General features: G+C 65.6%; 23 protein-coding genes. 8 read left to right on the top strand and 15 right to left on the bottom strand.

All coding sequences use genetic code 11. The features are described 5' to 3' along the window. Window positions 1-8: 8 nt before the first annotated feature. From rpoD to AAIL68_RS10040, 3 genes are all read right to left on the bottom strand, one after another. Window positions 9-1982 (bottom strand): RNA polymerase sigma factor RpoD, encoded by a 1974-nt coding sequence (gene rpoD, locus AAIL68_RS10050; protein ID WP_347139645.1) that lies wholly within the window; start codon window positions 1980-1982, stop codon window positions 9-11. Window positions 1983-2122: 140 nt separating this feature from the next. Beyond that, entirely contained in the window at window positions 2123-4018 is a 1896-nt protein-coding gene (gene dnaG, locus AAIL68_RS10045; protein WP_347139644.1) for a DNA primase, read from the bottom strand. A 75-nt stretch (window positions 4019-4093) separates the two neighbouring features. Next, on the bottom strand, window positions 4094-4678 hold the full coding sequence (locus AAIL68_RS10040; protein WP_347139643.1) for a TetR/AcrR family transcriptional regulator: 585 nt from the start codon (window positions 4676-4678) through the stop codon (window positions 4094-4096). Window positions 4679-4754: 76 nt separating this feature from the next. On the opposite strand from AAIL68_RS10040, the gene AAIL68_RS10035 reads away from it, so the two are divergent. The 5 genes from AAIL68_RS10035 (at window position 4755) to gluQRS (ending at window position 9219) form a co-directional block, all read left to right on the top strand. Continuing rightward, window positions 4755-5021 (top strand): hypothetical protein, encoded by a 267-nt coding sequence (locus AAIL68_RS10035; protein ID WP_347139642.1) that lies wholly within the window; start codon window positions 4755-4757, stop codon window positions 5019-5021. Window positions 5022-5076: 55 nt separating this feature from the next. After that, a complete protein-coding gene (locus AAIL68_RS10030; protein ID WP_347139641.1) occupies window positions 5077-6285 on the top strand; it encodes an alpha-hydroxy acid oxidase in 1209 nt (402 codons plus the stop codon). A gap of 65 nt (window positions 6286-6350) precedes the next feature. Next, window positions 6351-6968, top strand: a complete 618-nt coding sequence (locus AAIL68_RS10025) for a 50S ribosomal protein L25/general stress protein Ctc (RefSeq protein ID WP_347139640.1) — start codon at window positions 6351-6353, stop codon at window positions 6966-6968. An 80-nt stretch (window positions 6969-7048) separates the two neighbouring features. Then, window positions 7049-8386 carry a methylenetetrahydrofolate--tRNA-(uracil(54)-C(5))-methyltransferase (FADH(2)-oxidizing) TrmFO gene (trmFO, locus tag AAIL68_RS10020; RefSeq protein ID WP_347139639.1) on the top strand — a complete coding sequence of 446 codons (1338 nt, stop codon included), beginning with the start codon at window positions 7049-7051 and terminating at the stop codon, window positions 8384-8386. Next, window positions 8368-9219: a tRNA glutamyl-Q(34) synthetase GluQRS gene (gluQRS, locus tag AAIL68_RS10015; protein ID WP_347139638.1), complete on the top strand. Its 852-nt coding sequence runs from the start codon at window positions 8368-8370 to the stop codon at window positions 9217-9219. The genes trmFO and gluQRS overlap by 19 nt, the downstream gene beginning before the upstream one ends. Here the strand turns inward: gluQRS and hisI are convergent. Next, complete coding sequence (gene hisI, locus AAIL68_RS10010; protein WP_347139637.1) at window positions 9216-9572, bottom strand: phosphoribosyl-AMP cyclohydrolase; 357 nt, start codon at window positions 9570-9572, stop codon at window positions 9216-9218. The two genes, gluQRS and hisI, sit on opposite strands and share 4 nt — an antisense overlap. Window positions 9573-9633: 61 nt before the next feature. Between hisI and AAIL68_RS10005 the strand changes: the two genes are divergently transcribed. Continuing rightward, a complete protein-coding gene (locus tag AAIL68_RS10005; RefSeq protein WP_347139636.1) occupies window positions 9634-10071 on the top strand; it encodes an iron-sulfur cluster assembly scaffold protein in 438 nt (145 codons plus the stop codon). A 258-nt stretch (window positions 10072-10329) separates the two neighbouring features. Here AAIL68_RS10005 and recG read toward each other — a convergent pair whose 3' ends face one another. From recG to AAIL68_RS09985, 4 genes are all read right to left on the bottom strand, one after another. Continuing rightward, window positions 10330-12450: an ATP-dependent DNA helicase RecG gene (gene recG / locus AAIL68_RS10000; RefSeq protein ID WP_347139635.1), complete on the bottom strand. Its 2121-nt coding sequence runs from the start codon at window positions 12448-12450 to the stop codon at window positions 10330-10332. Continuing rightward, entirely contained in the window at window positions 12423-14582 is a 2160-nt protein-coding gene (gene ligA, locus AAIL68_RS09995; protein ID WP_347139712.1) for an NAD-dependent DNA ligase LigA, read from the bottom strand. Before ligA ends, recG begins: the two co-directional genes overlap by 28 nt. A gap of 119 nt (window positions 14583-14701) precedes the next feature. Further along, the gene (locus tag AAIL68_RS09990) at window positions 14702-15409 is read right to left on the bottom strand and encodes a response regulator transcription factor (protein ID WP_347139634.1); all 708 of its coding nucleotides are present in this window, start codon (window positions 15407-15409) and stop codon (window positions 14702-14704) included. Between the two features lie 92 nt (window positions 15410-15501). Continuing rightward, complete coding sequence (locus AAIL68_RS09985; protein WP_347139633.1) at window positions 15502-15777, bottom strand: DUF1153 domain-containing protein; 276 nt, start codon at window positions 15775-15777, stop codon at window positions 15502-15504. A gap of 144 nt (window positions 15778-15921) precedes the next feature. Between AAIL68_RS09985 and mnmA the strand changes: the two genes are divergently transcribed. Then, the gene (mnmA, locus tag AAIL68_RS09980; protein ID WP_347139632.1) at window positions 15922-17088 is read left to right on the top strand and encodes a tRNA 2-thiouridine(34) synthase MnmA; all 1167 of its coding nucleotides are present in this window, start codon (window positions 15922-15924) and stop codon (window positions 17086-17088) included. Here the strand turns inward: mnmA and AAIL68_RS09975 are convergent. Further along, window positions 17060-17470: a SufE family protein gene (locus AAIL68_RS09975; RefSeq protein ID WP_347139631.1), complete on the bottom strand. Its 411-nt coding sequence runs from the start codon at window positions 17468-17470 to the stop codon at window positions 17060-17062. The genes mnmA and AAIL68_RS09975 overlap by 29 nt on opposite strands. Before the next feature lie 111 nt (window positions 17471-17581). Between AAIL68_RS09975 and AAIL68_RS09970 the strand changes: the two genes are divergently transcribed. Then, the gene (locus tag AAIL68_RS09970) at window positions 17582-18073 is read left to right on the top strand and encodes a hypothetical protein (protein WP_347139630.1); all 492 of its coding nucleotides are present in this window, start codon (window positions 17582-17584) and stop codon (window positions 18071-18073) included. Window positions 18074-18187: 114 nt separating this feature from the next. On the opposite strand, the gene pheS is transcribed toward AAIL68_RS09970, so the two are convergent. From pheS to AAIL68_RS09940, 6 genes are all read right to left on the bottom strand, one after another. Beyond that, complete coding sequence (gene pheS / locus AAIL68_RS09965) at window positions 18188-19270, bottom strand: phenylalanine--tRNA ligase subunit alpha (protein ID WP_347139629.1); 1083 nt, start codon at window positions 19268-19270, stop codon at window positions 18188-18190. Window positions 19271-19289: 19 nt separating this feature from the next. Then, on the bottom strand, window positions 19290-20696 hold the full coding sequence (locus AAIL68_RS09960; protein ID WP_347139628.1) for a cytochrome P450: 1407 nt from the start codon (window positions 20694-20696) through the stop codon (window positions 19290-19292). Window positions 20697-20797: 101 nt separating this feature from the next. After that, complete coding sequence (rplT, locus tag AAIL68_RS09955; protein ID WP_103171045.1) at window positions 20798-21157, bottom strand: 50S ribosomal protein L20; 360 nt, start codon at window positions 21155-21157, stop codon at window positions 20798-20800. 16 nt (window positions 21158-21173) lie between these two features. Continuing rightward, window positions 21174-21374 (bottom strand): 50S ribosomal protein L35, encoded by a 201-nt coding sequence (rpmI, locus tag AAIL68_RS09950; RefSeq protein WP_347139627.1) that lies wholly within the window; start codon window positions 21372-21374, stop codon window positions 21174-21176. 107 nt (window positions 21375-21481) lie between these two features. Continuing rightward, complete coding sequence (locus tag AAIL68_RS09945; protein WP_347139626.1) at window positions 21482-21706, bottom strand: hypothetical protein; 225 nt, start codon at window positions 21704-21706, stop codon at window positions 21482-21484. Between the two features lie 34 nt (window positions 21707-21740). After that, window positions 21741-21949, bottom strand: a 209-nt coding sequence (locus AAIL68_RS09940) for a pyruvate kinase alpha/beta domain-containing protein (RefSeq protein ID WP_347139625.1), incomplete at its 5' end; no start/stop codon positions are given.

Below are 21949 nucleotides of genomic sequence, written 5' to 3'. Positions count from 1 at the left end.
CTTCTCGTTTACTGATCCAGGAAGGACCGCAGCTTGCGGCTGCGGCTTGGGTGCTTCAGCTTGCGCAGCGCCTTCGCCTCGATCTGGCGGATGCGTTCGCGGGTCACGCTGAACTGCTGACCGACTTCCTCCAGCGTGTGGTCGGTGTTCATGCCGATGCCAAAGCGCATCCGCAGCACCCGCTCCTCACGCGGCGTCAGCGAGGCCAGAACCCGCGTCGTCGTTTCCTTCAGGTTTTCCTGAATGGCGGAATCCAGCGGCAGGACGGCGTTCTTGTCCTCGATGAAATCGCCAAGCTGGCTGTCCTCCTCGTCCCCGATGGGGGTTTCAAGGGAGATCGGCTCCTTGGCGATCTTCATCACCTTGCGGACCTTCTCCAGCGGCATCTGCAGCTTTTCGGCCAGTTCCTCCGGCGTTGGCTCCCGGCCGATCTCGTGCAGCATCTGGCGGCCGGTGCGGACCAGCTTGTTGATCGTCTCGATCATGTGGACCGGGATGCGGATGGTGCGCGCCTGGTCCGCGATGGACCGGGTAATCGCTTGGCGAATCCACCAGGTCGCATAGGTCGAGAACTTGTAGCCGCGCCGATACTCGAACTTGTCCACGGCCTTCATCAGGCCGATGTTGCCTTCTTGAATAAGATCAAGAAATTGCAGGCCCCTGTTCGTGTACTTCTTGGCGATCGAGATCACCAGCCGCAGGTTCGCCTCGACCATTTCCTTCTTGGCTTGGCGCGCCTCTTTCTCGCCGCGCTGGACCTGGGCCACGATGCGGCGGAATTCCTCGATATCGACGCCGACATACTGGCCGACCTGCGCCATCTCGTTGCGCAATTCCTCGACCTTGTCGCGCGAACGTTCGAACAGCGCCTGCCAGCCCCGGCCCGACTGCTGGGACATGCGGTCCACCCAAGCGGGGTCCAGCTCGGTCCCGCGATAGGCGTCGATGAATTCGCGGCGGTTGATGCGCGCGGCGTCCGCCAGCTTGACCATGCCGCTGTCGATGGTGACGATCCGGCGGTTGATGCCGTAAAGCTGGTCAACCAGGGCCTCGATCCGGCTGCTGTTCAGGTGCAACTCGTTCACCAGCCCGACGATGCGCGAGCGCAGAACCTGATAGTCGCTTTCCGCACTGGCCGAGAAGCTATTGTCCTCGTTCAGCGTGGCCGACATCCGCTGGTCCTGCATCGCGGCCAGGGCTTCATAGTCGCGCGCGATCAGTTCCAGCGTTTCCAGAACCTTGGGTTTGAGGCTGGCTTCCATCGCGGCCAGCGACAGGTTGGCGCCTTCGTCCTCGTCCTCGTCATCCTCGCTGCGCATGGGATTGCCGTCGGCATCCAGCTCCTCGCGCTTTTGCGTGGCCTCGGTCTGGACGCTGCCTTCGGACAGTTCTTCCTCGTCACCTTCCTCGTCGTCCATGGACTGGCCGAAGGTGGTTTCCAGGTCGATCACGTCGCGCAGCAGGATCTCCTCGTCCAGAAGCTCCTCGCGCCACATGGTGATGGCCTTGAAGGTCAGCGGGCTTTCGCAAAGGCCCGCGATCATCGTGTTGCGGCCGGCCTCGATCCGCTTGGCGATGGCGATCTCGCCCTCGCGCGACAGCAGCTCGACGCTGCCCATCTCGCGCAGGTACATCCGTACAGGGTCGTCGGTGCGGTCCAGCTTCTCGGTCTCGGTGGATGCAACCGCGATCTCGCGAGAGGTCGAGCCGACAACGGCGACCGCGCCGCCTTCCGGCTCCTCGGCCTCGTCCTCGTCCTCGATCACGTTGATGCCCATCTCGGACAGCATCGACATGACATCCTCGATCTGCTCGCTGCTGACCTGTTCGGGCGGCAGGACGGCGTTCAGCTGATCATAGGTGATATAACCCCGTTCCCGCGCATCGGCAATCATGCGCTTGACGGCCGCCTGGCTCATGTCCAGGGAATGGGCGTTGTCGTCCTTGTCGGTCTTGTCGTGATCGTCGTCCTTGGCGGCCATCAAGGGCTCCCTTCGTCATGCGGTGATTCGCTGCAAGGCGAATCACTCGAACTCGTTTTGTATTTAGCGCGCGGCACCCTCGAATCAAAGGGCCGGCAGCGCGATTGATTCGCCACGCGGCGAATCAGTTTAGGCTCTGCTCAGCGGCGCGTCGGCTTGCGCCAGATCTGCTCGTCCATGAACTGGGACAATTGCGCCGACAATGCGTCGCGGTCTTCGTTCAGGTCCGCGCCGCCTTCCAGTTCCGGCCTTTCGGCACGATGGCGGGCGCGGGCGATCTGCTGCATCCGCCAGGTCAATCCTTCATCCGCTTCTCCCTGAATCTCGGCCTCGGCACGGGCAAGTTCGGACCCTGCCGCGCGCTGTGCCTCAAGCCGGTCGAGGAGATTGTTCAATATTGCCAGCGCCGTCTCGTCGTCCTGGGATCCGATGACCGCCGGGGTCAGGCCCAGATGGGCGTCACGCCGCAGCGTTTCAAGCCCGCGCCGTCCCCCTGCGCTTTCGCCGTGGGACAGCAGGTCGAACAGCAGCGCCGCCCGGTCGGGATCCAGCGGAGACAACCGTTCCAGCCGGGTTTCGGCCTGTGCGATCAGGTTGGGCCGCAGCGCGCAGATCAGCAGGCTGGCCCCCTCCAGCAGCGCGGTTGCGGAAGGCGGATCGACTGCCGCAAGGGGAACGGGGCGCGCGGCTTGCGGCCGGTCGCGGCGGCCCTGCCGGCGGTCCGCAGTCCGGCGTTCGCCTTCGCGGGACGATCCGCCGAACAACTCCCACCGCTTGCGGCGCAACTCCTCGGTGTAATGGTTGCGTGTCAGTTCATCCGGGATCTTCGCAACCGCGTCCTGCAGGCGCTTGTCCAGGGCGGCCTTGCGTTCGGGACTGTCGAACACCTGCCCTTCGGTTTCGCGCGACCACAGCAGGTCCACCAGCGGGCGCGCAGCATCCAGAAGCGCGCCCATGGCGCCCGGACCGGCGGCCTTGATCAGGTCGTCGGGATCCTGCCCCGCAGGCAGGATGACGAAACGCAGCGCCTGCCCCGGCCCCGTCAGCGGCAAGGCAAGGTCGATCAGCCGCTGCGCCGCGCGCTGCCCCGCCGCGTCGCCGTCCAACGAAATCACGGGTTCAGGCGAGATGCGCCACATCAGGCGCAACTGATCCTCGGTGATGGCGGTGCCCAGGGGGGCGACCGCGCCCTCGAACCCCGCGCGGGCAAGCGCGATCACGTCCATATAGCCCTCGGCCACGACCAGCCGCTGGCCCTTGGCGACGGCGGCGCGGGCGGGGCCAAGGTTGTAGAGATTGCGCCCCTTGTCGAACAGCGGGGTTTCCGGGCTGTTGAGATACTTGGCGCGCGCATTCGGATCCATCGCCCGGCCGCCGAAGCCGATGCAGCGGCCTTGCCCGTCGCGGATCGGGAAGATGATGCGCCCCCGGAAGCGATCATAGGCCGCGCCGCCGTTGTCGGGCTTGGCCGCCATGCCCGATTCGACGATCAACGCTTCGTCAAAGCCCTTCTCGCGCAAGGCGCCGGTCAGCGCGGTGCGGCTGTCGGGGGCAAAGCCGATCTCGAACCGCTCCTCGGCCGCGCGGTCTAGGCCGCGGCGGAGGAGGTAATCGCGCGCTTCGGCAGCGGCTACGGTCTGCAATTGCAGGCGGAACCAGCGGCAGGCGGCCTCGGTCACCTCGAACAGGCGGGTGCGGCGGTCGGTGCGTTCGCGGGCACGGGGGTCGGGCTCGGGCATCTGCAAGCCCGCCTCGGCGGCCAACAGCTTGACCGCCTCGATGAACTCCATCCCGTCGGCTTCGCGCAGGAACTTGATGGCGTCGCCCTTGGCGTGGCAGCCGAAGCAGTAATAATAGCCCTTCTGGTCATCGCAATGAAAGCTGGCGGATTTTTCCTGGTGGAACGGGCATGGCGCCCACCAGTCGCCGCGCGCCTGGTTCGACTTGCGCAAGTCCCACACGACCTTCTTCCCGATCACGCGGCTGATCGGAACGCGGTTGCGAATCTCGTCAAGGAAGCCGGGGGGCAGACTCATGGGGTGATTATCGGGGTGGTGGCGCTGTGCGGCAAGCGTCAGGAAGGGGGTATTTGGACAAAGAAGACGCGGCGGTCAATCCGCGCCGACCGCGCCCCGCGTCAGACCCCAGTAAATGTCGCCGATCCGCTGGCGGTCCAGCCGCCCACCTTCGCGATACCAGTTGGTCACCCCCGTCAGCATCGCGATCAGCGCCATCGTCGCCAGCTTCAGGTCGTCGATGCGCATCAGGCCCGCCGCCACCCCGTCGCGCAGGATCGTTTCCAACGCGGCCTCATAGCGGCTGCGCAGGGCGGCGATGCGGGCGAAATTTTCGGGCGAAAGGTTGCGCAGTTCCATATAGGACAGGAACACCGCGTCGGGATGATCCAGGCTGGTGTCGATGTGAAAGCGCACAAAGCGTTCCAGTCGCGCCAGCGGATCGCCCGGCACATCCGACCAGGCGGCCAGCAGATCCTGCATGTGGCTTTCCAGCAGATCCAGCAGCAGCGCCTGCTTGTCGGGGGTATAGGCATAGAGTGCCCCGGCCTGCACGCCCACGGCGGATGCGATCTGGCGCATCGACACGGCGGCATAGCCCTGCCGCGCGAACAAGCGGCGGGCATGGTCGCGGATCAGGGGGCCGGTGATCTCGGCGCGGGAACCTTGGGTGCGGGCCATGAGGGTCTTCTAGCGCGCGGGTCGCCGCCGGGAAAGCCCGTTGCCCCGCATGGGCGCGCGCTTTAGGCTGCGGGCCATGAAACACGCCCTGACCCTGATCGCCTGCGCCGCCCTGCTGTCGGGCTGCGATGGCAAGGACGATCCCTATCCGCGCCTGCTGCCCACCGACCAGATCCTGGCAGAACCCATCCTGCCCGATCACGCTCCCGAGGCCGCGACCTCGCCCGCCACCGTCGATGCCGAGGCCGAGGCGCGCGCCGCCGAACTGCGCAGACGTGCCGACGCCCTGCGCGGCCCCGTGATCGAACCCGAAGCGCTGTCACGGATGCGGACACGGGACTGATTGCCCCGCGCCCTCCCCTCTGGTAAAAACTTTTGACCAAGCTGCGGAGAGTTTCATGCCCGTCATCACCTCGATCGAAGATCTGAAGCGGATGCACCGCGCGCGCACGCCCAGGATGTTCTACGATTACGCGGAATCGGGCAGCTATACCGAACAGACCTTTCGCGAGAACACGACCGACTTCGCGCGGCTGAAGCTGCGCCAGAAGGTCGCCGTGGACATGTCGAACCGCAGCACGGCCTCCGACATCGTGGGCCTGCCCGCGACCATGCCGGTGGCCCTCTCGCCGGTCGGCCTGACCGGGATGCAGCACGCCGATGGCGAAATCCACGCCGCCCGCGCGGCCGAGAAGTTCGGGGTGCCCTTCTGCCTGTCCACGATGTCGATCTGCTCCATCGAGGATGTCGCGGAACACACCACGAAACCCTTCATGTTCCAGCTTTATGTCATGAAGGATCAGGATTTCCTGGCCGCCCTGATCGAGCGGGCGAAGAAGGCCCAGTGCAGCGCCCTGGTGCTGACGCTGGATCTGCAGATCCTGGGCCAGCGGCACAAGGATCTGAAGAACGGCCTGTCCGCGCCCCCCAAGCTGACGCTGCCCACCCTGCTGGATCTGGCCATGCGGTGGCGTTGGGGCATGGGAATGCTGCAGACGAAGCGGCGCTTCTTCGGCAATATCGTGGGCCATGCCAAGGGCGTCGCCGATCCGACCAGCCTGTCAAGCTGGACGGCCGAGCAGTTCGACGAAAGGCTGGACTGGGACAAGATCGCGCGCATCCGCGACATGTGGGGCGGCAAGCTGATCCTGAAGGGCGTGCTGGACCCAGACGACGCGCGCATCGCGGCCGACTTCGGCGCGGACGCGATCATCGTCAGCAACCACGGCGGACGGCAGCTGGACGGGGCGCTGTCCTCGATCCGCATGTTGCCGCATATCGTCAAGGCCGTGGGCGACCGGGTCGAGGTTCACATGGACAGCGGCATCCGATCGGGCCAGGACGTGCTGAAGGCGCTGGCGCTTGGCGCGCATTCCACCTGGATCGGGCGGGCCTGGCTGCACGGGCTTGGCGCCATGGGCGAGGCCGGCGTGACCAAGGCGCTGGAGATCATCCGCAAGGAACTGGACATCAGCATGGCGCTGTGCGGCGAACGCGATGTGAAGGACATCGGCCCGCAGAACGTGATGATCCCGCGCGGCTTCCTGGACGAATACGACATTCCCGCGCCCGTGGGGGCTTCACAAATCGCCCCCGTTGCCGTATAGGCCGCAACCTGTCGCCATGCACCCTTGGAGGATGGCGGCACCCACAACCGATAGGAAGATATATCATGGCCAAAGAGATCCCTGATCTGGTGGCCGAGCCGCGCGCGGGGTCAGGCAAGGGGGCCGCCCGCCAAGCTCGCCGCGACGGCAAGGTGCCCGGAGTCGTTTATGGTGACCATAAGGATCCGGTCAACATCCAGTTCGACTTCAACAAACTGCTGACCCAGCTGCGCGCCGGTCGCTTCATGTCCACGCTGTTCAACCTGAAGGTCGAAGGCCAGGAAGACGTGCGCGTCATCTGCCGCGGCGTCCAGAAGGACGTGGTGAAGGATCTGCCGATCCACATCGACTTCATGCGCCTGCGCCGCACCTCGAAGGTGAACCTGTTCATCCACGTGGACTTCATCAACCACGACAAATGCCCCGGCCTGAAGCGCGGCGGCACGCTGGTGACGGTGCGCCCCGAGGTCGAGCTGGTCGTGACCGCGGGTGATATCCCCGATCACATCACCGTCGATCTGGAAGGTCTGAACGTCGGCGACACGATCCACATCAACGACGTGAAGCTGCCGGAAGGCGTGAAGCCCACCATCGACCGCAACTTCGTGATCGCCAACATCGCCGCGCCCTCTGCACTGCGTTCCGGCGACGACGAGGAAGCCGAGGCCGCTGCGGAAGAGTGATCTTCCGCCTTGCGCAACCATCGGGGCGGTGCCGCTGGCGCCGCCCTTTCCATTTTGCTAGTCCCCTTGCAGGAGGTCGCATGGAACCCATCCACATCATCGGCGCGGGCCTTGCCGGATCCGAAGCTGCCTGGCAGATCGCCCGCGCAGGCGTCCCGGTTGTCCTGCACGAAATGCGCCCCGCCAAGGGCACCTTCGCCCACAAGACCGGCGACTGCGCCGAGATGGTCTGTTCCAACAGCTTCCGCTCCGACGATGACGTGATGAACGCCGTGGGCCAACTGCATTGGGAAATGCGCGCGGCAGGCGGGCTGATCATGGCCATGGCCGAACGCCACCGTCTGCCCGCAGGCGGCGCCCTAGCCGTGGACCGAGAGGCCTTTTCGGCGTCCGTCACCCAAGCCCTTCAGGCCGAGCCGCTGATCCAGATCCTTCCGGGAGAGATCACCGACCTGCCCACCGACGGAAACTGGATCGTTGCGACCGGGCCGCTGACATCGGACGCCTTGGCTCAGGCCATCCGGTCGGTGACAGGGACGGATGCGCTGGCCTTCTTCGACGCCATCGCCCCCATCGTCCATGCCGACACCATCGACATGTCCGTGGCCTGGGAACAAAGCCGCTATGACAAGGGCGAAACCGAGGCCGAGCAGAAGGCCTATATCAACTGCCCGATGACCCGCGACCAATACGAGGGCTTCATCGACGCCCTTCTGGCCGCCGACAAAACCGAGTTCCACGAAGGCGAAACCGCAGGCTATTTCGACGGCTGCCTGCCGATCGAGGTCATGGCCGAACGCGGGCGCGAAACGCTACGCCACGGGCCGATGAAGCCGGTCGGGCTGACCAATGCGCACAAGCCGGACGAAAAACCTTATGCAGTAGTTCAACTTCGTCGGGATAATGCTTTGGGAACGCTTTATAATATCGTCGGCTTCCAGACCAAGATGAAATACGGCGCGCAGACCCAGGTGTTCCGCATGATCCCCGGGCTTGAGAACGCGAGCTTCGCGCGGCTTGGCGGCATCCACCGCAATTCCTTCCTGAACTCGCCCACGCTGCTGGACGACCGGATGCGCCTGCGCCAGCGTCCGAACCTGCGCTTTGCAGGTCAGGTCACGGGGGTCGAGGGCTATGTCGAAAGCGCCGCAATGGGCTTGCTGGCGGGCCGGATGGCCGCCGCGCAGGCGAAGGGGCACGACCTGCCGCCTCCAGCGCCGACCACCGCCATGGGCGCCCTGGTCAACCACATCACAGGCGGGGCCGAGGCCAGGACCTTCCAGCCGATGAACGTGAACTTCGGCCTGTTCCCCCCGCTGGAGGACATCCGCGGCGGCCGAAAGGGCCGCAAGGATCGCTATCCCGCCTATACGCAGCGCGCCAAGGACGACTTCGCCGCATGGCTGGCTGCACAGTAAGACGCACGCGCTTTGCGCCCTCGCCTACGGGGCTGCTGCACCTGGGCCATGCCTATGCGGCGCTTGTGGCGGAGCGCGAAGCCAGCCCCAGCCAGTTCCTGCTGCGGATCGAGGATATCGACCGTGACCGCTGCCGCCCAGAATACGAAACCGCGATCCATGAGGATCTGGCGTGGCTGGGATTGGACTGGCAACGTCCGGTCATGCGGCAGTCGGACCGAATGGCGGCCTATCGCGATGCCTTGGCGCGGCTTGCACCCTACAGCTACCCTTGCCGCTGCCGTCGCGGCGACATTCGCGCGGCGCTGTCGGCTCCGCAGGAAGGCGCCTTGCCTGCGGGACCGGACGGGCTGGTTTATCCGGGCACCTGCCGAGGCCGCAGCCTGTCCGAGGCGGGGCCGGATGACGTGATCCGCCTTGATGTCGCCCGCACCTTCGATGCCTTGAGCATCAACCGCATCGTCTTTCAGGACGAGGCGATCATGCCCGGCCATGACCATGCGCTGACCCGCGATCAGTTCCTGGACGGGATCGGCGACGTGATCCTGTCGCGGCGCGGCATGGGCACGTCCTATCATCTTGCCGTCGTGGTGGACGATGCCGCGCAAGGCATCACGGTGGTCACACGCGGAAAAGACCTTTTCGATTCAACCTACATCCACGTTCTTCTTCAGAAGCTGTTGCAGCTTCCCACGCCTTTGTATCACCACCACCGCCTGATCCGCGACGATGCGGGCAAACGGCTGGCGAAACGCGACGACGCCCGCGCGATCCGCCATTACCGCGAAGACGGCGCCACCCCGCAGGACATCCGCCGACTGGTCGGATTTTAAGCCGTCGGTTCCATGATCTCGACTTCGGCACCCTCCCGGACCGCGGTATAGAAGCAACTGCGCCGGTTGGTATGGCAAGCGGGCCCGGTCTGGCGCACCAAGACCAGCAGGCAGTCCCGGTCGCAATCGACACGCAGCTCCACCAGTTCCTGCACATGCCCCGAGCTTTCGCCCTTGACCCAGAAGGCCTGCCGCGACCGTGACCAATAGGTGACGCTGCGCGTGTCCAGCGTCCGCGCCACGCTTTCGGCATTCATCCAGGCCATCATCAGAACCTCGCCGCTGTCCGCGTGCTGCGCGATGGCGGGAATCAGGCCGTTCGCGTCGTATTTAAGGCTGGCAGGGTCGAACATCGGGTTTCCTTTCGCGGATCGGGTTCCTATCTAGACCGCAGGCAGACCCTGGGAAAGACCGATGGCCGACAGCGACCTGATGCAGCTTTATTCGCGCAGGATCCTTGCGCTGACGACGACCATCCCGCATCTGGGCGCCCTATCGGATTTCGACGGCAAGGCCATGCGCCGGTCGCCGCAATGCGGATCCTCGGTCACGGCCTATGTCGCGATGGAGGGCGACCGGATCGCCGACTTCGCGCAAGAGGTGCGGGCCTGTGCGCTTGGCCAGGCTTCGGCTTCGGTCTTGGGCCAGGCGATCATCGGCCGCAGCCGGGACGAAATCGCCGCGACCCGTGAGGCCTTGCGGGCCATGCTGACCTCGGCCGGCGATCCGCCCCCGGCCCCCTTTGCCGACCTTGAGGCGCTGCTGCCCGCACGGGATTACCCGAACCGCCACGCCTCGATCCTGCTTGCATGGGATGCGACGCTGGAGGCCATCGAACAGGCCGGCGCATAAAAAAACCGGCCCGCAAGGGCCGGTAGTTGCGCGTGCAGGGGGATTGACGGACGCACAGGCGGGCGCCGTCATCGCAACGCGGGGCAGAGTTCAGGCCTGCAGGATGGCAGGCAGCCACAGGACGATCAGGGTCGTGGTGGCAAGGGCAATGACACCCAACAGATCAGAAGCGAATTCACGGGACATGGACAACTCCTGTTTGTTGCCCATTTGTTCTCATATCTTCGGCGCTCTGTAAAGAACATTTTAAGAACATCGTTAGCCGACCGAGATCAGGCGGACCGCTTCGTCCTGGCTCATCAGCCACATCAACAGGCGAATGGCCTGTCCACGCTGGCTTTCCAGCCCCGGATCCCGGTCCAGCAACGCGCGCGCATCCTGCCGCGCAACGGCCATCAACCCGGCCTGATGTTCCAAATCGGCGATTCGGAACCGGGGCAGCCCTGACTGCGCGGTGCCGATCACATCGCCCGCGCCCCGCATTTCCAGATCGACCTCGGCAATCCGAAAACCGTCCTCGGTATCGCGCAGGGTCGTCAGGCGGCGCGCGCCTGATTCGTTCAGCGGCGGGTGATACATCAGCAGGCAGGTGGACGCCCCCGACCCTCGCCCGACCCGCCCGCGAAGCTGGTGCAACTGCGCCAAGCCAAAGCTTTCGGCGCGCTCGATCACCATGATCGTCGCCTGGGGCACGTCCACGCCGACCTCGATCACCGTGGTCGCGACCAGCAGTTGCGCGCGGCCGCTGGCAAAGTCGGCCATGGCCGCATCGCGCTGATCGGCGGGCATCTGGCCGTGGACCAGGCGCACGACCTCGCCGAACTGCGCGCGCAGTGACTGGAACCGGGCCTCGGCGGCTGTCAGGTCGCTGACCTCGCTTTCATCGACCAGCGGGCAGACCCAATAGGCGCGGGCACCCTGGTCCAGAACGCGACGCAGCCGCGCCGTCACCTCGTCCAGCCGCTGGTCGCTGATCATCACGGTTGTTATGGGCTGCCGTCCCGGCGGTTTTTCGTCCAGGATCGAGATGTCCAGGTCGCCATATTGCGTCAGCGCCAGCGACCGGGGGATCGGCGTCGCCGTCATGATCAGCATGTCGGGCGGCACCTGCCCCTTGGCCGACAACTCCAACCGCTGCGCCACGCCAAAGCGGTGCTGTTCGTCGATGATCGCCAGCCGCAGGTCGTGGAAATGCACGTCCTTCTGGAAGACGGCATGGGTGCCGACTAGGATGTCGATGCGGCCTTCCGCCAGATCGTCCAGCAATTGCGCGCGCAACTCACCCTTGTCGCGGCCCGTCAGGGCAGCGAGCCGGATGCCTGCCGCCCGCGCCAGCGGTTCAAGCGCGCGGGCGTGCTGGCGGGCCAGGATCTCGGTCGGCGCCATCAGCACCGCCTGCCCGCCCGCCTCGACCGCGACAAGGGCGGCCAGCATTGCCACCAGCGTCTTGCCCGACCCGACATCGCCTTGCAGCAGCCGATTCATCCGCCGGTCGCTGCCCATGTCGGCGGCGATCTCCTCGACCGCGCGGCGCTGCGCGCCGGTCGGCGGCCAAGGCAGGCTGTCCAGAACCGCGCGCCGCAACCGGCCGTCGCCCCGGCTGGGCCGCCCCTTCAGCCGCCGCTTTTCCCGACGGACCAGGGCCAGCGTCATCTGGTGCGCCAGGAATTCATCGTAAGCCAACCTCGCCCGCGCCGGCGCATCGGGCGACAGGTCGCGCATGGATTGCGGATCATGCGCCTGCCGCAGCGCGCTCGCCAGATCCGGCCAGCCGCGCTGAGCCACAAGCTGCGGGTCGATCCATTCCTGAACGGGCGGCAGGCGGGTCAACGCGGCCTCGACCGCCTTGCCCATCATTTTCTGCGTCAGCCCGGCCGAGAGCGGATAGACCGCCTCGAACTCGGGCAATGGGGGCTCGTCCTCTCGCTGGATGTGGTCGGGATGGACCATCTGCGCCAGGCCGTCGAACAGCTCGACCTTGCCACTGACGATGCGGCGGGCGCCTGTCGGAAACTGGCTTTCGATCCATTCCTTGCGGGGATGGAAAAACACCAGGGTCAGGTCGCCCACGCCGTCGCTGCAATGAACGCGCCAGGGACGGCCCTTGGACGCGGGCGGATAGTGGCGGCCGACGGTGACGGCAAGGGTCACGATCTCGGGCGCGCGCGCATCGCTGATGCGGGCAATCCGGCGGCGGGTGATGCCGCTGGCAGGCAGGGTCAGGATCAGGTCGCGCGGTCGTTCAATCCCCATCTGCGCCAGGGCGGCACGGCTTTTCGGGCCGATGCCCGGCAGGGTATCGACATCGGAAAACAGCGGGAAAAGCGCCGGAGGGCGGCCCTTGGGCTGGGTCATGCGCCGCCCGCGATGCGCAGCCATTCATCCTCGTCGATGACGGTGACGCCCAGATCGGCGGCCTTCGTGGCCTTGGACCCCGCGCCCGGACCCGCGATCAGCAGGTCGGTCTTGGCGCTGACCGATCCGGCGACCTTGGCGCCCATGGCTTCGGCCCGCGCCTTGGCCTCGGCCCGCGTCATCCGCTCCAGCGTGCCGGTGAAGACCAGGGTCTTGCCGCTGATGGCGGTTTCCTGGGCTTGGCGGGTGGCGGCGGGGATCACCTCGATCTGCGCGATCAGGCGGTCGATGCTGGCGCGCTCGGCATCCTGCGTCAGGGTGGTGACAAGGGATTGCACCAGGACCGAGCCGATACCGTTGATGGTCGTCAGTTCGGACCAGTTCGGGCTGTCGGCCAAGACCGCGCGACGGGCCTTGTCCTCCGCGGCAAAGGCGGGCTCGGTTGCGGCGGCGTCCACGGCGGCGATCAGCGCATCCCAGGTGCCGAAATGGCGCGCGAGGATGCCCGCCGCGACCTCGCCCACATGGCGGATACCAAGGGCGAAGATCAGCCGCTCCAGCGGAACGCGGCGCTTGTCCTCGATGGCGGCGAACAGCTTGTCAGCGGACCTTGCGCCGAAACCCTCTCGGTTCTTCAGCTTGGCGAGGTTGTGCGCGTCACGCCGGGCCAAGGTGAAGATGTCAGCGGGTTCGCGGATCGGCAGGGTGGCGTCAGCGAAGAACATCTCGATCTGCTTGGCGCCAAGGCCCTCGATGTCGAAGGCGGCGCGGCTGACGAAATGCTTCAGCTTCTCGACTGCCTGAGCGGGGCAGGCCATGCCGCCGGTGCAGCGCCGCACCGAATCGCCCGGCTCGCGGATCGCGTCGGATCCGCATTGTGGGCAGGTTTCGGGGAAGGCATAGGGCTGGCTGGTCTCGGGGCGGCGCGACAGATCCACATCGGCGATCTTCGGGATGACATCGCCCGCGCGATAGATCTTGACCCAATCGCCCTCGCGGATGTCGCGCCCCTCTCGGATGGGCGCACCGCTGCTGTCGCGCCCGGCGATATAATCCTCGTTGTGCAGCGTCGCATTCGACACCACGACCCCGCCAACCGTCACCGGCTCCAGGCGCGCAATGGGGGACAGGGCGCCGGTGCGGCCGACCTGGATGTCGATCCGGTCCAGACGGGTCCAGGCGGTTTCCGCCGGAAACTTGTGGGCAAGTGCCCAGCGGGGCGTAGTCGAGCGGTATCCAAGCCGGGTCTGATAGGACAGGTCGTTGACCTTGTAGACCACGCCGTCGATGTCATAGCCCAGCGTGGCGCGCTGCTGCTCGATCTCGGCCCAGACGGAGATCATCTGGTCGGCGTCATGGCAAAGCCGCGTCAGGGGGTTGGTCCGAAAGCCAAGCGCCGCCAACCGCTCGACGGCACCGATCTGCGTATCGGCCAAGGGTTCGCTCAACTGCCCCCAGCCATAGGCGAAGAACCGCAGCGGGCGCGAGGCGGTGACCGCCGGGTCGATCTGGCGCAGCGATCCGGCGGCGGCGTTGCGGGGGTTGGCAAAGACGCGGCCGCCCTCGGCTGCGTTCAACTGTTCGAAATCGGCGTGGCTCATGTAAACCTCGCCACGCACCTCAAGGATGGCGGGCACGTCGCCTGTCAGCCTGTGGGGAATATCGCCGATGGTGCGGGCGTTGGCAGTGACATTTTCGCCCACGCTACCATCGCCGCGCGTGGCGGCCTGGACCAGCACGCCATCCTCGTAGCGCAGGGAGAGCGACAACCCGTCGATCTTGGGTTCCGCCGTAAAGGCCGGGGTATCACGCAACCCCAGGAAGCTGCGGACGCGCGCCACGAAATCGGTCACATTCTCGGCGCTGAAGCCGTTTTCCAGCGACATCATGCGTTGCGCATGGACGACCTTGCCGAAGCCTTCAGCCGGAGCGGCGCCGACCTTCTGCGTGGGGCTGTCGGGCCGGGCAAGCTGCGGAAAGGCGCGCTCGAGGGCCAGAAGCCGCAGCTTCAGGGCGTCGTATTCCGCATCCGACAGGACCGGCGCGTCGAGGGTATGATAGTCCTCGTTCGCCTGGGCTATCCGGGCCGACAGGTCGGCGATTTCATCGCCTGCGCGCTGTTCATCCAGCCCGTCCAGGTCTGGCCGGGCCTGCATGTTACTGTCCCGCGTTTCGTCCGCCATCACCATCTCCGCCTTTCGTCATCCATTCTATACGACGTCCGGCAGAGGATTTCCCAGAGGCTGCGGTCCTTTGATCCGCGATGTTGAAAGCGTCAGGCACCGATCGCCAGACGCTCGGCATTCGGCGTGGGTTCGCGCAGGACATAGCCCCTGCCCCAGACCGTCTCGATATGGCTGTCGCCGCCGATCGCCTCGGAAAGCTTCTTTCGCAGTTTGCAGATGAACACGTCGATGATCTTCAACTCGGGCTCGTCCATGCCGCCATAAAGGTGGTTCAGGAACATCTCCTTGGTGAGCGTCGTGCCCTTGCGCAGGCTCAGCAGTTCAAGGATCTGGTACTCCTTCCCGGTCAGGTTGACGGCCTTGCCCTTCACCTCGACCGAGCGGGCGTCCAGGTTAACCAAGATCTCACCCGTCTTGATGATTGCCTGGCTGTGTCCCTTCGACCGGCGGATGATTGCCTGGATCCGGGCCTGCAATTCCTCGCGGTTGAAGGGCTTGGTCATGTAGTCGTCCGCACCGAAGCCGAAGCCGCGCAGCTTGCTTTCGGTGTCGTCCGATCCGGTCAGGATCAGGATCGGCGTATCGACACGGGCCAGGCGCAGGTGGCGCAGAACCTCCATCCCGTGCATGTCGGGCAGATCCAGATCCAGCAGGATCAGGTCGTAGTCATAGAGCTTGGCAAGATCGATCCCCTCCTCGCCCATATCCGTCCGAAAGACATTGTAGCTGGCCGCGGTCAGCATCAGTTCGATGGCCCGCGCCGTGCTGGGATCATCCTCAACCAACAGAATTCGCATGAAAGTTCGCCCCGATTCGTACTACCTGAACCCACCATCGGCCCATAAGGTTAATATGTGGTTACCTTAAGGCTGAAACCTTCCAACGCAATCTAAGGTTGCCGAAACCGCTGGATCAATGTCACTTTCAGCGCCGCGCGGCCATGCTGGCCAAAGGCCTTCGTCCAGCTGTCGAACTCTTCCTCGGAAAGACCGTATCGGCGCAGCGCGTCTTCCCTTCGGATCAGGCCATGGGCCACGGCGTTGACGACCGTTTCCTTTCGACTGGCCACCCATCTTGTCTTTTCGGGCGGCAGGTCGGCCAGGGTCAGAACCCTGCCATCTGGCAGGATGACGGTTCGAGGCGCATCGGTTTTCTTCAAGAACATCCCACCTGTCCTATGTCGCGTGTGACGACACTGACCCAAACCCTTTAAGGTCGAATTGAGCATGACAGGTTTTCGCTTCGTTCGCGGGTTGAGAATAGAGAGCATTTGCCTATATTTTGACGCATTCACTGCCCGAGATATGCCATGACGCTTCACCACCGCGCCCCGGCGCGCGCTTCCGACTTGAACAGCCTTGGCTTTGCGAAGCCGCCCGCGCAGACGCGGGTGGTGGTCGCCATGTCGGGCGGCGTGGACAGTTCGGTCGTGGCGGCCAAGCTGAAGGCCGAGGGTTATGACGTGATCGGCGTCACGCTGCAGCTTTACGACCACGGCGCGGCCCTGGCCAAGAAGGGCGCCTGCTGCGCCGGGCAGGACATCCACGACGCGCGGCGTGTGGCGGAACGGATGGGTTTTCCGCATTACGTTCTTGATTACGAAAACAAGTTCCGCGAATCGGTGATCGACGAATTTGCCGATGCCTATCTGGCGGGCGCGACGCCTGTGCCCTGCATCCGCTGCAATGAACGCGTGAAGTTCCGCGACCTGCTGGAAACCGCGCGCGATCTGGATGCGGACTGCATGGCGACCGGCCACTATATCCAGCGCAAGGACGGGGCGGCGGGGGCCGAACTGCACATGGCCGCCGATCCGAACCGGGACCAGAGCTATTTCCTGTTCTCGACCACTCAGGAACAACTGGATTTTCTGCGCTTTCCCTTGGGCCATCTGGCCAGCAAGGCGGAAACGCGTGCCTTGGCCGCTGAATACGGGCTGGCGGTGGCGGACAAGCCCGACAGCCAGGACATCTGCTTCGTGCCCAACGGCAACTATGCCGCGGTGATCGAGAAGCTGCGCCCCGGCGCCGCCGATCCGGGAGAGATCGTGGACATGGACGGCAATGTCCTGGGCCAGCATCGCGGCGTGATCCACTATACCATCGGCCAGCGGCGCGGCCTTGGCATCGGTGGCTTGGGCGATCCGCTGTATGTGGTGCGGCTGGACCCGGATCTGCGCCGCGTCGTCGTTGGCCCGAAATCGTCCCTGGCGACGACCATCGTGCCGATCAGCGAAGTGAACTGGCTGGGCGACCAGCCTTTCGCGGGCGAAATCCCGGTCATGGTCCGCATCCGGTCCACCCGGCCGCCCCGGCCCGCGATCCTGCGCCCCATCGACGCCACCCGCGCCGAGGTCGAATTGCTGGATGCCGAGGAAGGGGTCAGCCCCGGCCAGGCCTGCGTGTTCTACGAACCGGACAGCACCCGCGTTTTGGGCGGCGGCTGGATCACGCTGCGTCGGCGGAAAGCTGCCTGATCCGCTGCACCATCGCGCGTAGCCCATTCGACCGCTGCGATGACAGGTGTTCGTCCAGGCCCAGCCGCGCCAGTTCGGCCTGGGCGTCGATCCGGCCCACCTCGGCCACCGGGACGCCCGAGTAAAGCGCGTGCAGCACGGCGATCAGGCCGCGCACGATCATCGCGTCGCTGTCGCCCTGGAAATCGAAGCGGCCGCCTTCGATCATCGGCATGATCCAGACCTGGCTGGCGCAACCCTCGACCTTGGTGGCGGGCACCTGAAGGGCCGGGTCCATGGGGGGCATGGCCTTCCCAAGCTCGATCACATGGCGATAGCGTTCTTCCCAGTCGTCCAGGAAGTCGAAGGTCTCGGCGATGTCTTCAAAGGCTTGGGTTGCCATGGCGCGGTCCTTTTGTGCCGTGGTAGCGCGGCGGGGCCGCAAGGTCAAAGTGCCTTTATCAGGGCGGCGTTTTCGCCTAACACGGGCCGAAATGCCAAAGGGATGGTGGATATGAGCAAACTGACCGCGCCGCTGCTGATCGCCACGATGGCGCTTGTCGGATGCGGGCGATTTGGCGACAGCGGCTGGAACCCCTTGCGCTGGGGCAGCGCCCCCGCCCGGACGCTGGAGCCCGAGGGCGGCTATGCCCAGGTCTCGGACACGCGCCCCGACATCCCCCAGATCACCGCCGCCCGATGGGAGCCGCTGAACGAAGGCCGCCTGCTGGTGGTCGAGGGCTTTGCCCCGCTGCGCGGCTATTCCTCGGTCGCGCTTGTGACGGCCCGCCCGCAGCCGGGCGACCGGCTTGCCCCCGATGCAGATGGGGTGCTGCGCCTGCGCCTGGTGGGCGTGCCGCCCGCGCCGGGCAGCGCAGCCGCCCTGCCCGCCCGCCCCGGCGTGGACGAGATCAGGACGGCGATGGCGATTTCGTCGGTGCAGTTGTCGCGGATCGCGGCGGTGGAGATTACGAGTGCCAGCAACGTGGTGACGCTGCGGCGGTAATGGCGATGTGTGGTGCGTGCAAGCACGCACCCTACGGTCATTGAAAATGCTGTAGGGTGGGGTTTCACCCCACCATATTGCACGAAGTCGAAGGCGGTGGGGCGGAACCCCACCCTACCGGCTCAATCCTCCACTCACACTCGGCACATCCCCCGCGGCAAACCCGTAATGCCGCAGCCAGCGCAGGTCGCTTTCGAAGAACGCGCGCAAATCGGGAATTCCGTATTTCAGCATCGCAATCCGATCAATGCCCATGCCGAAGGCAAAGCCCTGCCACTGGACGGGGTCGATCCCGCCCGCGCGCAGGACATTCGGATGCACCATGCCCGACCCGAGGATCTCCAGCCAAGAATCCCCCTCGCCGATCTTCAGCTGCCCCCCGGACCAGTCGCAGCGGATGTCCACTTCGGCCGACGGTTCGGTGAAGGGGAAATGGCTGGCGCGGAAGCGCAGTTCGACCTGGCCTACCTCGAAGAAGGCACGGCAGAATTCCTCCAGCGTCCATTTCAGTTGCGCCATGCTGATGTCGCGGTCGATAGCAAGGCCCTCGACCTGGTGGAACATCGGCGTGTGGGTCTGATCCATGTCCATGCGATAGACGCGGCCGGGGCAGATCACCCGGATCGGTGCGCCTTGGTCCTGCATCGCGCGGATCTGGACCGGAGAGGTATGGGTGCGCAGCACATGCGGCGGACGGTTGTCGTCCGGTGCGCGGCGCATGAAGAAGGTGTCGTGTTCCTGGCGCGCGGGATGTTCGGGAGCGATGTTCAGCGCGTCGAAATTATACCAGTCGGATTCGACCTGCGGGCCTTCGGCCACCGAAAAGCCCATGTCGGCGAAGATCGCCGTCACTTCCTCGGTCACCTGGCTGATCGGGTGGATCGTTCCCTGCGGACGCGGCCGGCCCGGCAGGGTCACGTCCAGCCATTCGCCCGCTAGCCGCGCCTCCAGTGCCGCATCCTCCAGCGACAGCTTGCGGGCGCGCAGGGCGGCGTCCAACTCGTCGCGCAATTCGTTCAACGCGCGGCCGGTGGTCTGGCGCTCCTCGGGCGTCATGCGGCCCAGTTCGCGCATCTTCAGGCTGATCTCGCCCTTCTTGCCCAAGGCGGCAAGGCGCACCTCCTCGATGGCGGCCGGGTCGGCGGCGCCGTTGATGCGGTCAAGCCATTGCTGGCGGAGGGGGGTCAGATCGTCCATCGTCATGCCTCGCGTATCGTCACGCGGCGATACCATTGATGGCGGCGGGGGAAAAGCCTCGGCGCGGCTTCACGTCCAGCCAGACCCCGCCATGCGGGCGCAGGGTCAGGATCATGCGCGGCTGCGGATCGCGGCCGGGAATGGCGGCAAAGCGGAACCGCGCCAGCAGCGTCGCCAGGATGATGACGGCTTCGTGCATGGCGAAGCTGGCGCCGATGCAGATGCGCGGCCCTGCGCCGAAGGGCAGGAAGGCATAACGGTCGGGCGTGGTCAGGAAACGGTCGGGATCGAAGGCATCGGGCCGGTCCCACAGCAGATGATGGCGATGCAGCGCATAGATCGGCAGCATCACGGTGTCGCCGGGCAGAACCTCGCGCCCGCACAGCCGGTCGGCGACCTGCGCGGTGCGCGACAGGAAGGCGGCTGGCGGATAGAGGCGCAGCGTTTCGTTCACGATCCGCTGGATCAGGGGCAGCGCGGGCAGATCTGCGGCCACGGCGGCGCGATCGCCCAGGACCGACTGCGCCTCGGCTGCGGCGCGGTCCTGCACCTCGGGGTCGAAGGCGCAGAGATACAGCGCCCAGGCCAGCGTCAGCGCCGTCGTCTCATGCCCCGCGACGATGAAGGTCAGCAGGTTGTCGCGCAGTTCGTCGCGCGTCATGGCGCGGCCGGTTTCGGGATCGGCGGCGTTCAGCAGCAGGTCCAGCAGGTCCGGCACGCCTTCGGCCTTGGGCGCGGCGGCACGGGCGTCGATGGCACGGTCGGCGATATGCTTCATCCGGTTCAGGCCAGGACGGGAGAAGATGCGCCCCGGTCGGGGCAGCCAGCTTGGCAGGCCCATCACGTCCAGCAGCGACACCTTGGCGGTCTGCGCGATATAGCCGTCGATGGCGTGATGCACCGCGTCGCGGTCAAAGGCCTTGTCGCCCGACAGCGTCACGTCCGAGATCACCTCGAATGTCGCGGCCACGGTTTCGTCGAACAGATCGACAGGGCCGCGCGCGGCGGACAGGCGGCGGGTCGATGCCTCGGCAGCGGCGGTCATGATGGGGCCAAGCGCCTCGACATGGCGCAGGGCAAAGGCGGGCGCCACGGCGCGGCGCTGCCATCGCCACTGCGCCCCTTCCGCCACGAACAGGCTGTCGCCAATCGCCGGTTCCAGGATCAGCTTGGTGACGTTGGACTTGGGATAATCCTCCAGCCGGTCCTTGAGGATATGGCGCAGCGTCTGGGGGTCCATCACCATATGGAACCGCACCCCCGTCTTGCCGGACACGATAGGCTGGCGGGTGGCAATGGCGGGGATCAGTTCCAGCAGGTTGCGCCGGGCGGTCAGGGCGGTGCCGACGATGCCCAGCGGCTGGCGGGCAAGCGCGACCTTGACGGGTTCGCGGAGGGTACGGGTGGATAGATTGCGAGCGTGCATTCCCAAAGGATAGGAAGCGCGGAGGCTTCAAGCAACGGTGCCCATGAAAAAGGCCGGCGCGCCTTGATGACGCACCGGCCCGTTGTTGCAGTCGCCTGAAATCAGGCGGCGGCTTTCGCCTGCGCCACGATCGCGCCGAACGCCTCGGGTTCGTTCACGGCCAGATCGGCCAGGACCTTGCGGTCAACCTCGATCCCGGCTTTCGCCAGCAGGTTGATGAAGCGCGAATAGGTCATTTCCGCGTCCACCAGGCGGACGGCGGCGTTGATCCGCTGGATCCACAGCGCGCGGAAGTTGCGCTTGCGGGTCTTGCGGTCGCGGGTGGCGTACTGGTTCGCCTTGTCCACGGCCTGGGTGGCGGTGCGGAAGTTGCGCGAACGGTTGCCGTAATAGCCTTTCGCCGCGTCAAGAACCTTCTTGTGGCGGGCGTGGGTGACCTTGCCGGATTTAACTCGTGCCATTGTTCAGTCCTCGCGATCAGCGGTTATAGGGCATGTATTTCTTGACGATCTTGGCATCAGCGTCCGACAGGACGGTGGTGCCGCGCGCGTCGCGGATGAACTTCGTGGTCCGCTTGATCATGCCATGGCGCTTGCCGGCCTGGGCGGATTTCACCTTGCCCGAGGCCGTGAACGAGAACCGCTTCTTGGCGGCCGCTTTGGTCTTCATCTTCGGCATTTTCATCTCCTTGATCGAAGTGAACGCGCGCCTCGGCAATGCCAGAGTGGCCGGACGCACGGGTAGAAGCGCGCCGTATAAGCGCGCCTGGCGGTCTTGGCAAGGGCTCAGGGCGTCGTGACGCCGCCGACCAGACGGCCCCATGCCTGCGGGATCTGTTCCAGGCTGAAGGGCTGCGGCCCCAGATAGGCGGCGGTGAAGATCGCCGCGATGCCCAGGACCAGCAGGATCGCCGCCGCGCGCGGGGGCCGCGTCTGCAGCAACTGCACCAAGGCCACGACAATCGAAATCAGGCACAAGGCGATGCCGCCAAGCAGCAGAAGATCAGACATGGAAATCCCCGTAATGGCTTGTCTGTTTCCGCGCTTATTCTGGATCGGAGGCGAAGATCAAGCGTTCGTCGCAGGGCGCGATCCGCACGATGTTGGTGCTGCCCGGCACGTTGAAGGGCACCCCCGCGATCACCACGACCTGCCGGGATTCGTCGGCAAAGTTGAACTCTCGCGCGGCGCGGGTGGCATTGACCACCGCTTCCTTGAAGCGGGTCAGTTGCGGGGTGATGACGCAATGCGTCC

Source organism: Paracoccus sp. SSK6, from assembly GCF_039770665.1.
In the GTDB taxonomy this organism is placed as follows: domain Bacteria; phylum Pseudomonadota; class Alphaproteobacteria; order Rhodobacterales; family Rhodobacteraceae; genus Paracoccus.
Note: the sequence above shows the minus strand (reverse complement) of the source record. Positions and strands in the feature narration are given on the sequence as shown.

Excerpts from the sequence above, each read along its gene's own strand:
- AAIL68_RS10040 (WP_347139643.1), bottom strand. The coding sequence starts at position 4,678 with ATGGCCCGCACCCAAGGTTCCCGCGCCGAGATCACCGGCCCCCTGATC.
- recG (WP_347139635.1), bottom strand. The coding sequence starts at position 12,450 with ATGGCTGCGCATCGCGGGCGGCGCATGACCCAGCCCAAGGGCCGCCCT.
- mnmA (WP_347139632.1), top strand. The coding sequence starts at position 15,922 with ATGACGCTTCACCACCGCGCCCCGGCGCGCGCTTCCGACTTGAACAGC.
- AAIL68_RS09975 (WP_347139631.1), bottom strand. The coding sequence starts at position 17,470 with ATGGCAACCCAAGCCTTTGAAGACATCGCCGAGACCTTCGACTTCCTG.
- rplT (WP_103171045.1), bottom strand. The coding sequence starts at position 21,157 with ATGGCACGAGTTAAATCCGGCAAGGTCACCCACGCCCGCCACAAGAAG.
- trmFO (WP_347139639.1), top strand. The coding sequence starts at position 7,049 with ATGGAACCCATCCACATCATCGGCGCGGGCCTTGCCGGATCCGAAGCT.
- dnaG (WP_347139644.1), bottom strand. The coding sequence starts at position 4,018 with ATGAGTCTGCCCCCCGGCTTCCTTGACGAGATTCGCAACCGCGTTCCG.
- AAIL68_RS10005 (WP_347139636.1), top strand. The coding sequence starts at position 9,634 with ATGGCCGACAGCGACCTGATGCAGCTTTATTCGCGCAGGATCCTTGCG.
- gluQRS (WP_347139638.1), top strand. The coding sequence starts at position 8,368 with ATGGCTGGCTGCACAGTAAGACGCACGCGCTTTGCGCCCTCGCCTACG.
- AAIL68_RS10025 (WP_347139640.1), top strand. The coding sequence starts at position 6,351 with ATGGCCAAAGAGATCCCTGATCTGGTGGCCGAGCCGCGCGCGGGGTCA.
- rpoD (WP_347139645.1), bottom strand. The coding sequence starts at position 1,982 with ATGGCCGCCAAGGACGACGATCACGACAAGACCGACAAGGACGACAAC.
- ligA (WP_347139712.1), bottom strand. The coding sequence starts at position 14,582 with ATGCAGGCCCGGCCAGACCTGGACGGGCTGGATGAACAGCGCGCAGGC.
- pheS (WP_347139629.1), bottom strand. The coding sequence starts at position 19,270 with ATGGACGATCTGACCCCCCTCCGCCAGCAATGGCTTGACCGCATCAAC.
- AAIL68_RS09945 (WP_347139626.1), bottom strand. The coding sequence starts at position 21,706 with ATGTCTGATCTTCTGCTGCTTGGCGGCATCGCCTTGTGCCTGATTTCG.
- AAIL68_RS10035 (WP_347139642.1), top strand. The coding sequence starts at position 4,755 with ATGAAACACGCCCTGACCCTGATCGCCTGCGCCGCCCTGCTGTCGGGC.
- AAIL68_RS09990 (WP_347139634.1), bottom strand. The coding sequence starts at position 15,409 with ATGCGAATTCTGTTGGTTGAGGATGATCCCAGCACGGCGCGGGCCATC.
- AAIL68_RS10030 (WP_347139641.1), top strand. The coding sequence starts at position 5,077 with ATGCCCGTCATCACCTCGATCGAAGATCTGAAGCGGATGCACCGCGCG.
- hisI (WP_347139637.1), bottom strand. The coding sequence starts at position 9,572 with ATGTTCGACCCTGCCAGCCTTAAATACGACGCGAACGGCCTGATTCCC.
- rpmI (WP_347139627.1), bottom strand. The coding sequence starts at position 21,374 with ATGCCGAAGATGAAGACCAAAGCGGCCGCCAAGAAGCGGTTCTCGTTC.
- AAIL68_RS09960 (WP_347139628.1), bottom strand. The coding sequence starts at position 20,696 with ATGCACGCTCGCAATCTATCCACCCGTACCCTCCGCGAACCCGTCAAG.
- AAIL68_RS09985 (WP_347139633.1), bottom strand. The coding sequence starts at position 15,777 with ATGTTCTTGAAGAAAACCGATGCGCCTCGAACCGTCATCCTGCCAGAT.
- AAIL68_RS09970 (WP_347139630.1), top strand. The coding sequence starts at position 17,582 with ATGAGCAAACTGACCGCGCCGCTGCTGATCGCCACGATGGCGCTTGTC.